The following is a 13,314-nucleotide window of genomic DNA, read 5'->3' as shown; positions in this document are numbered from 1 at the left end:
CCGCACGGTGCCGCTCGAACGCACGGCCTCGCCCGTACGCGTTCATACCGCTGCCGAAAATTCCCAAAGCTGTTCAAATCGATATCGGCGTTGTAGACCGACTTCATCCTCCCCGCCTTTCCCCATCCAGTCAGCGCAAACAAATACGCATTGGCGAGCGTGAACCTATCGCCCGCCAGATAACGCGGTCCATCAAGCTGCTGGTCCGCCGACCGCGATCACATGTCTGCTCGCGCCTACCTCGATCAATCCGGCATCGAAACCAGTTTTACGAAAAACAATATGGACTGCCTGGGAGTTGTTTGTACCGCAGGCACAAAATGTATCCCAGCCTCCCCATTTTCACGCCGCGTAAACAAGGTTGTTGAATTTCTGAGACGATCGGTCTAATATCACGGTATGGATACATCTCCCACCCCAAAGCCGCGTCGCGGCCGCCCGCCCAAGGATCCGCGCGCGCACGGCGATACGCGCGACACGTTGATCCGCGCGGGCCTGGAACTGCTGACGAGCCAGGGTTTCGCCGCTACGGGCCTCGATACCGTGCTCAAGCTCGCCGGCATTCCCAAGGGCTCGTTCTATCACTACTTCGACAGCAAGGAAGCCTTCGGCCACGCGCTGATGGACGCCTACGACGCCTATTTCTGCGCGATGCTCGACCGCTGGCTGACCGACGACACGCAGCTCGCGCTGGAGCGCCTCGCCGCCTTCGTCGACAACGCCAAAACCGGCATGGCGCGCTACGACTACACGCGTGGCTGCCTGGTCGGCAATCTGGGGCTGGAGGTGGGCATCCTGCCCGAGGATTACCGCCTACGCCTGGAAGCTGCGCTGCAGGGCTGGCAGACGCGCGTGCGCGCCTGTCTTGCCGACGCGCAGCGCGAGGGCCGCGTGGCAAAAAACGCCGATCTCGACGCGCTGGCCGCGTTCTTCTGGATCGGCTGGGAAGGCGCGGTGCTGCGCGCGCGCGTCGTGCGCGACGGTGCGCCATTGCAGACGTTTTTCGACGGTTTCATTGCCGGGCTCGGCCATACGCCTTCGGCGCAATAGATCGGCCACAAACATCCACAGCGAGACACACATCATGTTTAAAGGCATTCTAATTGAGAAGGAATCCGAAACATATTCGGTGCGTGTGAGCGACATCGACGAAGCACGCCTGCCCGACGGCGACGTGCTCGTCGACGTGCAGTACAGCACGCTGAACTACAAGGACGGGCTCGCCATCACTGGCAAAGGCCCGGTCGTGCGTAGCTTTCCGATGGTGCCGGGCATCGATTTCGCGGGCACGGTCGCGCATAGCGCGGACTCGCGCTATGCCGCGGGCGATGCGGTCGTGCTCAACGGCTGGGGCGTGGGCGAACAGCACTGGGGCGGTCTCGCGCAAAAGGCGCGCGTGCGCGGCGACTGGCTGATCCCGTTGCCCAAGGGACTCACGGCGCGGCAAACGATGGCCGTCGGCACCGCGGGCTATACGGCGATGCTCTGCATTCTCGCACTGGAGCGGCACGGCATCGGCGCCAGTCACGGCGACGTGCTGGTGACAGGCGCAAGCGGCGGCGTGGGGAGCCTCGCGATCGCGCTGCTCGCGCGGCGCGGCTATCGCGTGGTGGCGTCGACGGGCAAGCTGCAGGAATCCGCGTGGCTGCAACAACTGGGCGCGGCCGAGGTCATCGACCGCGCCACGCTCGGCTCGCCCGGCAAGCCGTTGCAGAAGGAGCGCTGGGCGGCAGCCATCGACTCGGTGGGCGGTCATACGCTCGCCAACGTCTGCGCGAGCCTGCGCGCGGACGGCGCGGTGGCGGCCTGCGGCCTCGCCCAAGGCATGGATTTTCCGGCCACGGTCGCGCCGTTCATTCTGCGCGGCGTCAGCCTGCTGGGCATCAACAGCGTCACGCGTTCTTTCGCTGAGCGTCAGCACGCCTGGCAGGCGCTGGCCGACACGCTCGACCTGGGCGCGCTCGACACCATCACGCGGGAAATCGGCCTGGATGCCGCTATTCCCGCCGCGCACGATCTGCTGGATGGACACGTGCGTGGACGTGTTGTTGTCGATGTGAATCGATGAGCCCGCATTTAACGGAGCCGTCAGCGTCTGCAATTCGCGGCGGCTCCTTTTTTTGCTGAAACCACCGCAGGCGATATTTCGGTTACATTTTCAGGGCGTCGACTCCCACACAGCGCGTTCCCCATGAACTCCGGCGTCCCCTCGTTCGATGTCCTCGCTTCGCCCGCGCGCGACATCGCCCATAGTCGTTTCAGCGTAGCGGCGCAAGCGCCGCTACGCCGCCTGCTTGCCTGGCGCGACCGGGTGGGTCATATCGTCGACGTGCTGCCTTCGCGAGCCGCTCTGGAAACACCGTTTCAGGCTTCGATCGACCGCTTTCAGGTCGGCGAACTGGTCTTTACCGATTGCCGCTCGGACTTGATGGTGCTCGATCGCTCGCTCGCCCGGATCTCGACAGACCGGGTCCGCGATTTCGTGTTTCATGTGTTTCTGGAAGGCGGCGTCGACAACATTGCCGTACGCGCCGCGTCGCGCGAATCCAATGCGGCTTGCGCCCGCATCCTCGCGCTCGATATGAATCAGCCGTTTCGCATGCAACGACAGGCATGCAGGGTCATCACGTTCTTCGTGCCGGGTGCGTTGGTGCAGGAAGTTTTTCCCGATCCCGAGGCGATCCACGGGCGTTGGCTCGATGGTTCGTTGCCGCTGGAACGGCTCATCGTCGAGCACGTCGCGGCGCTCAGCAAGACCATCGCCGACATGCAGGCCTCCGAGGCCGACGACGCCATTCGCGCGGCGGGCAGGCTGCTGGTCGCTGCGTTCGGCCGGCAGGCCCGTCTGAGCGGCGACACGCGCGCGGCAGCCCGGGCGGCGACGTTCGGGCAGATTCGCCGCTATATCCAGGCGCACCTGAGCGAGGACGAACTCTCTCCCGAAAGCGTGCTGGCCGCGTTTGAATTCCCTCGCCCGACGCTCTATCGCCTGTTTCAGCACGAGGGCGGCGTGAACGCCTATATCCGCCACCAAAGGCTGCGCCGCGCGGCCGACGATCTGATCCGGCATCCCCACCTCGCGGTCGTCGAGATCGCATATGGGCTTGGCTTTAAAAGCGCATCCGATTTCACGCGCGCGTTCCGGCGCACCTACGACATGACGCCGCTGGATTTTCGGGCGCTGGTGAGCAGGAAGCTGGCGCGATAAAAGCGTCGATGCGTGCGCAACGCATGCAGGTTTCGACGCGCCGTTCCTCGAAAAGCGCAATCGCGCAGAAACGAACGCGAAGCTTTTCACCATTCCACGCACCCGCGCCGTAGAAGCATTGCTCTGTTTTTCCCATCGCCCTCGCATAGGCATGTCATATCGATCCGACATCATCACGTCGCGATCGATTGCGTCCGCAACGAATTGCAGTCTGCTGCAATCGACGCACCACACCTTCGACTCCACAACAATTACAGGAACCTGACATGAAAACGCGCGCCATGACGCTCGCCTGCAGGTTGGCTTTTTCGGGGATCGCGGCAAGTCTTGCGGCTTGCGGCAGCAGCATCAGCGACACCGCGCACCTGCAGATTTCGGGCGTGGCGGGCCAGGGCAACGCAGTGGTCGGCGTGCCCGTCACCGTGACCGATCGCAACGGCGCTGTCACGCAGTCCGCCGTCACCGATTCCAACGGGCAGTTCTCCGTTGCGGTCTCGGGCCACGCCCCGTTCGTGCTGACCGTTCCCGTCACCGATGCGGACGGCACGCCGGCCGTGCTGTCCTCGATCATCGATCCCACGACCGGCGGCGGCACGCAGACGCTCAACGTCAATCTGAATCCGCTCACTTCGCTGATTACCCAGCGCGCGCTCGGCGCGGCGCTCACGGCGGCTCCCACGGCCTCGCAGATCAGCTCGGCGAACGTGAGCACCGCGAGCATCAGCCAGGCGGTCGCGGCAGTCGATACCGTGCTGCAGCCGCTGTTTACTGCGATGAACGTGCCGTCCGCGCTCGTTGCTGACCCGATCGGCTCGGCCACCTACCAGGCGAATTCATCGAATGCGCTCGACAGCGTCTTCGACAACACACGGTTCACCGTGCACAACGCCACGGTCAACGTGGGCAACAACAACGGCGCGCCGACGCAGAATTCCGCCAGCTTCCAGTCGCTGCAATTGCCCCTGACCGGCGCGATGCCGGCGCCGCTTTCGAGCGGCCCGGTGGCCGCCGCCCTCGCCCAGAGCCAAAGCGCGACGACCACGCCGATCCAGCATCTCGTGGTGATCGTCGGCGAGAACCAGACGTTCGACGGCCTCTTCGGCGCCTATGCGCCGCCGTCCGGGCAGACGGTGAAGAACCTGCTGTCCGAGGGCATCATCAACGCGGACGGTTCGCCCGGCCCCAACTTCGCGCTCGCGGCGCAGAACCAGGCCGCCGCGCCGAGCGCCTATACGCTGAATCCGACCCGCACCGGCGCATACAGCACGCTGCCCTCGCCGGAAAACACCGGCATGCTCACGCTGAACAATCTGCCCGCGTATATCAGTTCGGTCGCGCAGGGCAAGACGCCGGGCGCCGCGCCCACGTCCTATCTTTACGGCGCGGCCGATGGAGACTTTCCGGTCAGCTTGAAGAACGGGCCGTTCCAGATCACCTCGTCGGCCGCCAGCGCGTCGCTCGTCAACTACAGCCAGCCGGTGGTCGCGCTGGTCGGCACCGCGGCGACCAATGCCGGCTTCGCGACGCTCAACACGCTCTATTCATCGCTGGGCCTCGTCGCCACGACGGGCGACCCGGTGCACCGCTTCTTCCAGATGTGGCAGCAAACGGGCGGCGACAACGCGAAGCTCGACCTCTTCACGTGGGTCGCGTCCACGGCGGGCCAGGGCGGCGACACCGTCGAGAACGTGCCCGGCGGCCCGCAGGTCAGCCCGACGAATCCCGGCCAGGGCGGCGAGCTGATGGGCTTCATGAACATGTCGGCGGGCGACGCGCCCTACCTGAAATCGCTCGCGCAGCAATACGCGCTGAGCGACAACTATCACCAGGCGGTGATGGGCGGCACCGGCATGAACTTCTTCTCGATCGCCACCGGCGACCTGCCCTGGTTCAACAGCAACGGCGCGATCGCCACGCCGCCCGCGAACCAGATCGAGAATCCCGAGCCGCTCGCGGGCACCACCAACTTCTACACCCAGGACGGTTATCAGGGTGGCTCGTGGGTGAACTGCTCGGACAGCACGCAACCGGGCGTGGGCGCGATTCTCGGCTTTCTGTCGTCGAAGCACGTGGCGAGCAACTGCGACGCCGGCAAATACTATCTGGTCAACAACTACAACCCCGGCTACGACCTGAGCGGCAACACGCAGCCGATCGGCGCGAACAACTACAACTATCCGCCGCAGAGCGTGCCGACGATCGCCGAGGCGCTCGCCGCCAAGGGGCTGTCGTGGGGCTGGTACACCACCGCGCGCGACACGACCGACGTGCAGGCGCAAGCCGACTCGCTTGCGACCAGCCTGACCGGCAGCACGGCGCTCGCGCCGAGCCTCGCCGGTTTGCTGCAGCAGGCCGAGTACAACAACATCGGCGATCCGCTGGTGGGCTCGCAAAAGGTGATGACGTCGTCGCTCAAGGGCAATCTGCAGGACCTCACGGCATTCGTCACCGCCGCGAAGTCGGGCAATCTGCCGGCCGTCTCGTTCGTCGTGCCGCCGAACACGTTCAGCGGCCATCCGGGCTTCTCGTCGCCGGCGGCCTACGAGCAGTGGCTCAGCCAGGTGGTGGCGGCCGTGAGCGCATCGAAGCAATGGTCGAACACCGCGATTCTCGTGACGACCGACGAAGGCGGCGGCCACTTCGACACCGGCCCGATCCAGTCGCTCGACTTCTTCGGCGACGGCCCGCGCATTCCGATGCTGGTGATTTCACCCTATGCGCGCAAGGCGTCCGTCGATCACACGTACAACGATCACGCGTCGATCCTGAAGTTCATCGAGCGCAACTGGCGTCTCGCGGCTCTGTCTTCGCGCAGCCGCGACCGTCTGCCGAACCCGTCGATGCAGGCCGTCTCGTACGTGCCCGCCAACGGCACGCCGGCCATCGGCGATCTGATGACGATGTTCGCGTTCTGATGATTTGACGCTTCGATGCCGCGCCGGTCAGGCCGCAAGGCCGGCCGGCGCGCGCATCTTTTCTGCTTTCCGCTCTATACCGATGATTCGAAACGGTCTTCCATACCGCGCCGGCTGGATGGCGCTGGCGATGCTTCTGGTTGGCGGCGTCGTGGCTGGCGCCTTCATCTCCCTGCCCAGCCTCGCCGATACGCCACGCGTGTCCGGCCCGCCGCCCATGCAATTGCCTACGCGCCGCTGGGTCCGCTATCCGGCCGTGCCCGCGCAACTGAGCCCGCAGGCTGCGCTCGGCAAGCAGATTTTCTTCGATGCCACGCTCTCCGCGTCGGGCAAGATGGCCTGCGCGTCGTGCCACAGTCCCGAGCACGCCTACGGGCCGCCCAACGGCCTCGCCGTGCAGCTCGGCGGCCCCGATCTGAAGCGGCCCGGCACGCGTGCGGTGCCCACGCTGCGCTATATGACCTTCACGCCGGAATTCACGCGGCACTACTATTTCCCCGGCTCCGAAGACACCGAGGACGAAGGCCCGGCAGGCGGCTTCATGCGCGACGGCTCGATTGCCTCGCTGCACGAACAGGCGGGCCACCCGATGCTCGACCCGAACGAGATGGCCAATACTAGCCGCGCCGTCGTCGTCGATAAAGTCCAGCGCGGCGCGTATGCGAACACGTTCCGCCAGGTCTTCGGCGCGCAGATTTTCGCGGATGCGGACAAAGCTTTCGACAGCATCGGTATGGCCTTGCAGGCCTTCGAAACCGAGGACGCGAGCTTTCACCCCTATACGAGCAAGTTCGATTCGGTGATGTCGGGCAATGCGCTGTTCACCGCCCAGGAGCTGCGCGGCTATCAATTGTTCAACAATCCATTGAAGGGCAATTGCGCGAAATGTCATTTCGACCAGCCCGGTCCCGGTGGGCGTCCTGCGCAATTCTCGGACTTCCAGTATGCGGCGCTGGGCGTGCCGCGTAACGCGGATATTCCAGCGAATCGCAATCCTAAGTATTACGACATGGGTTTATGTGGTCCATACCGTCACGATCTGGCCGATGAGACCGATTTCTGCGGCCTCTTCAAGGACGCGACGTTGCGCAACGTGGCGACGCGATCGGTTTTCTTCCACAACGGCCGCTTTCATACGCTGGACGAGGTGCTGCACTTCTACGCCGAGCGCGACACCGCCCCGCAGAAGTGGTATCCGAAGAAGAACGGCAAGCTGGTGCGCTACGACGATCTGCCGCCGAAGTATCGCGACAACATCGACCGGCTCGATCCGCCCTTCCTCAATCACAACCCCGGCGAGCCCGCCCCGCTGAACGAAGCCGATATTCAGGACCTTGCCGCGTTCATGAGAACGCTGAACGACGGCTATTCGTCGACATCGGGCGGCCCGGCGCTTCACGAAGCGCATTGAATCGCGGCCAGAAGCAAAAACGCGCGGCTATCGACCGCGCGTTTTCGTTTCTCCGGACCTCGCACAGACGCCCGGATCGCTACGCTACAAGCATCAGGCCGATGCGCCTTCGGTGCTCAACTTCGTGACCGCGCCCGTGGCCACGTCGTAGTGATAACCCTGCTGGGCCAGCTGCGCGCTCATGGCTTCGACGATCACGCGCTGTTGCGCTTCCTTGCGCAGCAGTTCGTTTTCCGGGCTGAGTTCGACCAGTTCCGCAGCCAGTCGGCGGCTCAGCGACGCTTCGCCGACACCGCGCGCATGCACGAGCATCATCTGTTCGTTGGCCTGCACCAGTTGCTGCTTCAGGCCGTTCGCGTAGTCGGACCACTTCTTCAGGTTGTCGTGCGCTTCGGCCAGTGCGGCGGCGTGCGTTTGCGCTTCCTGCGCGAGCTGGGCCTTGAGCGCCTCAAGCGCCTCTTCGTCGACATGCACGGCCGGCGCGGCTTCTTCCGTTTCCTTCGTCTGGCTGGCAGCCACGCTCTGCGCGAGCTCGGCGGCGTGCTCCTGCACCTCGGTCAGGCTCGCCGACAGACGGGCGATCTCGCTGGCGCCAGCATCGCGCTCGTCGGCGAGGCTCGCGAGTTGCGCCTGAACATTGCGCAGTTCGAGCGCGGCGGCGTCGCGTGCGGCCTGCGCGCCGCTGACTTCCTCGCGCTGCGCGGCGTGTGCTTCCTGCTCGGCTTGCAGCGCGGCGCGGATCGCTTCCACTTCGCTTTCAAGACGGGCGACCGCTTCCGCATGTGCGGCTTCCAGCGCCGTGCGTTGCGCTTCGTGATCGACGGTGTCAGCGGCTTCGACGGCGGCAGGCTCGTCTGCCGCCGACTCTTCCTGAGGTGCCTCGACAGTTTCGACGGCCTCGACAGCCTCGACCGCTGCGGGCGCAACCTGTGCCTCGGCGGCGGCACGCGCTTCACGCTCCGCGGTCAGTTCCGCCATGGCGGTTTCAAGCTCGGCTTCGAGCGCGGCGACGCGATCCGCGAGTTCCTGCACGCGCTTTTCGGCGGCGTCCGTGCGCTGCACCGCGAGGGCGATGTCCTCTTCGAGGCCTGCGACCACGTCGACCTTCGCCTCGTAGGCGCTCGTCACGCGATCCAGCTGGCCCTGCAGCGTGTCCAGTTCCTGCACCGTGTTCTGCAGTTCCGCGAGCGCGTCGTCGCGTTCGTTGGAGGCATCGTCCACGCGCTGGCGCATCGTGCTGAGGCGGCGGGCGACCGCGCGCTCGGCTTCGTCCTGCGCCGACGACCACAGGCGGTCGAGCGCGTCGCGCATCGTGTCGGTCACGGCGTCAGGCAAGGCGGGGCGCTCGACGACCTGCGGCACGCGCGGCGTGCGGGCTTCGCGCCATTTGCGCAGCGACGCGGCGACCGACACGACCGATCCGGTATGAACTTCGGACCAGATGGCCACGGGCGACACCGGCTGGCCTTCCTCGGCCATGCGGTCCGCGATTTCAGCAACGAGTTCATCGGTGATCGCAATGTTGTTGCTAGACATATCAGCCTCAATAACGCGTAAGTAGGGTGACGAAGACCATTCGTCGATCAGTGAATGAGTTGGGGTGGGCGCAGTCTCGCCCCGCAATACGACAGATTGTCGGGGAAGCCTGTGTCGCTTGATCGATCGAAAAGCCGGGTTTACAGGGAGCTATTCGCAAGATCGGCGCAAGTTCGAGCCTTGTTGAATCCGGTTTGTACTTTATCAGGGTCGCAACTGATTTCGCATGTCCGGATGGCCGCACGCAACTCACGCATCAACCCACTAACCGCGCGCTTTGCAGCGACATGAGAGAATCGGCCGATCCGCGCTGTGCCCGCACAGCGCCCCCTTTCTGGAACCGTTATGACTCAAGCGACCCCGCTCCAAATCGATTTCATCTCCGATATCGCCTGCCCGTGGTGCGCAATCGGGCTTTCGTCGCTGCTGCGCGCGCTGGACAATCTGGGCGACGCCGTCGACGCCCGCATCGCCGTGCATCCCTTCGAACTGAGTCCGGACATGCCCGCGGGCGGCGCCTCGCTCGTCGAATATCTCGGCAAGAAGTACGGCCGCACGCCCGAGCAGATCGCCGAAACCCAGGAGGCGATCCGCGAGCGCGGCGCGAGCGTGGGCTTCACGTTCGGCCCGCGCACGCACGTCTACAACACCTTCGACGCGCATCGCCTGCTGCATTGGGCCGGTCTCGAAGGCAAGCAACTGGCGCTCAAGCTCGCGCTGCTGCGCGCGTATCACGGCGACTGCCAGGACGTGAGCGAGCGCGAAGTGCTGGTGCAGGCCGCGCAATCGGCCGGTCTGAACGCCGATGAAGCGCGCAAGGTGCTGGAAAACGGCACCTACGCCGATGAAGTCCGCGCCGAAGAAGCCCAGGTGCAGGCGATGGGTATTCAGTCCGTGCCCGCGATCGTGTTCAACCAGCAGTATCTGATTAGCGGCGGCCAGCCGGTCGAGACGTTCGAAAACGCGATCCGGCAGATTCTGTCGGAGCCGCAACAGGAAGGTTGAGGGACGACCGGGCGCCCAGCCAGGCAGCAATACCGCACGAGCCGCGACAGGCGATAAACACAAGAAACCGGGAAACCACCATGTCCGCCGTCTCGGCTTTCAAGCTCGTTCTGCTTTCCCTCATCGCCATCGTGGCGCTGGAACTGCTGGCGCGGCGGCTGCGCCTGCCGCCCGCCGCCGCGCTGCTGGTCGGCGGCGCGGCCATGGCGTTCGCGCCGGGCCTGCCGCCCGTCGTGCTCGATCCCGATCTCGTGCTGATCGTGTTCCTGCCGCCGCTCCTCATGGACGGCGCCTACTTCTTCGTCTGGGCCGACTTCAAGCGGCACATCACGCCGATCCTGCTGTTCGCGATCGGCGCGGTCGCGTTCACCACCTGGGCCGTCGGCCTCGTCGCGCATTGGGTCGCGCCCACGCTGCCGTGGGCCGTGTGCTTCGCGCTGGGCGCCGTGGTCTCGCCGCCCGACGCCGTCGCCGCACGCGCCGTGCTGGAACGGCTCGCGCTGCCGCGCCGCATCATGGTGCTGCTCGAAGGCGAAAGCCTGCTCAACGACGCCGCCGGTCTCGTGCTGTTCCGCTTCGCCGTGGCCGCCGCGCTCACCGGCGCATTCAGCACGTCGGGCGCGTTGCTCAGCTTCGCGGGGCTGGCGCTGGGCGGCATCGTGATCGGCTGGCTGATCGGCTATCTCACCGTCAACCTGCTGCGCCTGCTGGAAGACGACTATCTGATCATCACCGTCGCCGTGTGCGCCGGCTGGTTCAGCTATATCGCGGGCGACATGGCGGGCGTGTCGAGCGTGATCGCCACCGTCACCTGCGGCATGTATCTGGGCTGGCATCAGCATGAGGTGCTGAGCGCGCGCGTGCGCATGCGCGGCACCGCCTTCTGGCAGGTGCTCGTGTTCGTGCTGGAGGCGCTGGTGTTCGTGCTGATCGGGCTGTCGCTGCGCGGCGTGATCGTGCGCCTCGGCGGCGCGGGCGAAGCGCTCGCGCAACTCGGCCCGGCCGCGCTCGCCGTGGTCGTGGCCGTGGTGCTCTCGCGCTGCGCCTGGACGTTCGGCATCGAGTCCATCCGCGCCGTCATGCATCGACTCGCGCCGCGCCGGGTGCTGGACGCCGACTTCCGCGCGGCGGCGGTCGTCAGTTGGGCGGGCATGCGCGGCGTGGTCACGCTCGCGATTGCCCTCACGCTGCCTGAGAGCCTGCCCGGGCGCGACCTGATCCTGTTCGCCTCGTTCGCCGTGATTCTCTTCACGGTGCTGCTGCAAGGCGTGACGATCGGCCCGCTGATCCGGCTCGTGCGCCCGCTCCAGGACGCCCAGGCCGGCGCCGCTTACCTCACCGAGCCGCAAGTCTGGGCGCGCCTGCTCGCCGTGCAGTTCGAAACGATCCAGCCGCTCGTGCACGGACCGGATGGCAGCGTGATCCACCCACGCCTGCTGGAGCAGTACAGCTACCGCGCCACGCTCTCGCAGCAGTTCGAACATGCGCAGAGCCTGCCCATCGATCTGCGCACGGCGCATTACGATGTCGTGCTCGCCGCCGTGCGCGCGGGCCGCGCGGAAATCCTGCGCATGCACCGCGCGGGCCTCATCAGTGACGAGATGCTGCACGAGGTCGAACACGATCTCGACCTCGAAGAACTGGGCGCCGAGCACGCGCGCGGCTAGGGTTTGCAGACCGCGCGGACGCAATCTGGCGGCGTTGCCGCGCTTATCCGTTAAAATTGCGCCACGCGCGGCCTGTTCAGCACGCTTTTGAGCACGTCTGGCAGCGCCGCCCGATCCATTCCTGCCGCCTTCGCGCGGCATCCGCCCCACCCGGGGCGCGAGACCCAGCATGACGAATACACCCACCGCTACGCCCTTCAGCGAGCTTGCGCTCGCCCCCGCCACGCTCGAGAACCTCAACCGGCTCGGCTATGTCGAGATGACGCCGATCCAGGCCGCCAGCCTGCCGATCGCGCTCGCCGGTCACGATCTCATCGCGCAGGCCAAGACGGGCAGCGGCAAGACCGCGGCCTTCTCGCTCGCACTGCTCGCGAAACTCGACGTGCGCCGCCTCGACGTCCAGGCGATGATTCTCTGCCCCACGCGCGAACTGGCCGACCAGGTCGCGACGGAAATCCGCCGCCTCGCGCGCGCCGAAGAAAACGTCAAGGTGCTCACGCTATGCGGCGGCACGCCGATGCGCCCGCAGACCGCGAGCCTCGAACACGGCGCGCACATCATCGTCGGCACGCCTGGCCGCATCATGGATCACCTGGAGCGCGGCATTCTTTCGCTCGACGCGCTCAACACGCTCGTGCTCGACGAAGCGGACCGCATGCTCGACATGGGCTTCTTCGACGATATCGCCAAGGTCGCGCGCCAGTGCCCGAAGGATCGTCAGACGCTGCTGTTCTCGGCGACCTACCCCGACGGCATTGCCAAGCTGAGCCAGCAGTTCCTGCGCAACCCGAAGGAGGTGAAGCTCAAAGAGGTGCACGACGACAGCAAGATCCGCCAGCGTTTCTACGAAGTCGCGGATACCGACCGCCTGCACACGGTCGGCCAGTTGCTCAACCATTTCCGCCCGGTCAGCACGATCGCGTTCTGCAACACCAAGCAGCAATGCCGCGATTTGCTCGACGTGCTGCGCGCGCAGGGCTTTCACGCGCTCGCACTGCACGGCGAGCTCGACCAGCGCGAGCGCGACCAGGTGCTGATCCAGTTCGCCAACCGTAGCTGCTCGGTGCTGGTGGCGACCGACGTGGCCGCGCGGGGCCTCGACATCGCGCAGCTCGAAGCCGTCATCAACGTCGACGTCACGCCCGATCCCGAGGTCTATGTGCACCGTATCGGTCGCACGGGCCGCGCCGATCAGGACGGCTGGGCGCTGTCGCTTGCGACCATGAACGAGATGGGCCGCGTGGGCGGCATCGAGCAGGCGCTCAAGCGCGAAGTCGAATGGCATCCGGTGTCGGAGTTGACGCCCGCCAGCAACCAACCGCTGCTGCCGCCGATGGAGACCGTGCAGATTCTGGGCGGCAAGAAGGAAAAGATCCGTCCCGGCGACGTGCTGGGCGCGCTCACGGGCGAGGCCGGCTTCACGGGCGCGCAGATCGGCAAGATCAACGTGACGGAGTTCTCGACCTACGTGGCGGTGGAGCGCAGCATCGCGCGCGACGCCGTGCGCAAGCTCAACGCGGGCAAGGTCAAGGGCAAGAAGGTGCGTGCGCGCTTGATGGACGAATAAGGTCC

The 13,314-nt window shown here is 65.7% G+C and carries 9 protein-coding genes and 1 pseudogene; 8 read left to right on the top strand and 2 right to left on the bottom strand.

Features of this window, described 5'->3' with window-relative positions:
• Positions 1–14: 14 nt before the first annotated feature.
• A pseudogene (locus B0G62_RS32325) lies at positions 15–206 on the bottom strand (glutathione binding-like protein); the annotation flags it as partial.
• A 193-nt stretch (positions 207–399) separates the two neighbouring features.
• Here B0G62_RS32325 and acuR point away from each other — a divergent pair.
• The 5 genes from acuR to B0G62_RS24770 all read left to right on the top strand — a co-directional run bounded on the left by acuR (position 400) and on the right by B0G62_RS24770 (position 7,534).
• Positions 400–1,050, top strand: coding sequence for an acrylate utilization transcriptional regulator AcuR (gene acuR / locus B0G62_RS24790; RefSeq protein ID WP_103706857.1), 651 nt, complete (start codon positions 400–402; stop codon positions 1,048–1,050).
• Between the two features lie 34 nt (positions 1,051–1,084).
• Positions 1,085–2,068 (top strand): acrylyl-CoA reductase (NADPH), encoded by a 984-nt coding sequence (acuI, locus tag B0G62_RS24785; RefSeq protein WP_103706856.1) that lies wholly within the window; start codon positions 1,085–1,087, stop codon positions 2,066–2,068.
• Positions 2,069–2,191: 123 nt separating this feature from the next.
• Positions 2,192–3,208: an AraC family transcriptional regulator gene (locus B0G62_RS24780; protein ID WP_103706855.1), complete on the top strand. Its 1,017-nt coding sequence runs from the start codon at positions 2,192–2,194 to the stop codon at positions 3,206–3,208.
• A 266-nt stretch (positions 3,209–3,474) separates the two neighbouring features.
• Positions 3,475–6,123 carry an alkaline phosphatase family protein gene (locus B0G62_RS24775; protein ID WP_244193366.1) on the top strand — a complete coding sequence of 883 codons (2,649 nt, stop codon included), beginning with the start codon at positions 3,475–3,477 and terminating at the stop codon, positions 6,121–6,123.
• A gap of 130 nt (positions 6,124–6,253) precedes the next feature.
• Entirely contained in the window at positions 6,254–7,534 is a 1,281-nt protein-coding gene (locus B0G62_RS24770) for a cytochrome-c peroxidase (protein WP_244193365.1), read from the top strand.
• Between the two features lie 93 nt (positions 7,535–7,627).
• On the opposite strand, the gene B0G62_RS24765 is transcribed toward B0G62_RS24770, so the two are convergent.
• Positions 7,628–9,070: a DNA-binding protein gene (locus B0G62_RS24765; protein WP_103706853.1), complete on the bottom strand. Its 1,443-nt coding sequence runs from the start codon at positions 9,068–9,070 to the stop codon at positions 7,628–7,630.
• Positions 9,071–9,415: 345 nt separating this feature from the next.
• Between B0G62_RS24765 and B0G62_RS24760 the strand changes: the two genes are divergently transcribed.
• The 3 genes from B0G62_RS24760 to dbpA all read left to right on the top strand — a co-directional run bounded on the left by B0G62_RS24760 (position 9,416) and on the right by dbpA (position 13,309).
• Positions 9,416–10,075 carry a DsbA family oxidoreductase gene (locus tag B0G62_RS24760; RefSeq protein WP_103706852.1) on the top strand — a complete coding sequence of 220 codons (660 nt, stop codon included), beginning with the start codon at positions 9,416–9,418 and terminating at the stop codon, positions 10,073–10,075.
• Positions 10,076–10,155: 80 nt separating this feature from the next.
• Positions 10,156–11,742 carry a Na+/H+ antiporter gene (locus B0G62_RS24755; RefSeq protein WP_103706851.1) on the top strand — a complete coding sequence of 529 codons (1,587 nt, stop codon included), beginning with the start codon at positions 10,156–10,158 and terminating at the stop codon, positions 11,740–11,742.
• A gap of 169 nt (positions 11,743–11,911) precedes the next feature.
• A complete protein-coding gene (dbpA, locus tag B0G62_RS24750) occupies positions 11,912–13,309 on the top strand; it encodes an ATP-dependent RNA helicase DbpA (protein WP_103706850.1) in 1,398 nt (465 codons plus the stop codon).
• The last annotated feature ends 5 nt before the right edge of the window (positions 13,310–13,314 follow it).

Origin of the sequence: Paraburkholderia eburnea, from assembly GCF_002917095.1 — a bacterium.
Taxonomy (GTDB): Bacteria; Pseudomonadota; Gammaproteobacteria; order Burkholderiales; family Burkholderiaceae; genus Paraburkholderia; species Paraburkholderia eburnea.
Note: the sequence above shows the minus strand (reverse complement) of the source record. Positions and strands in the feature narration are given on the sequence as shown.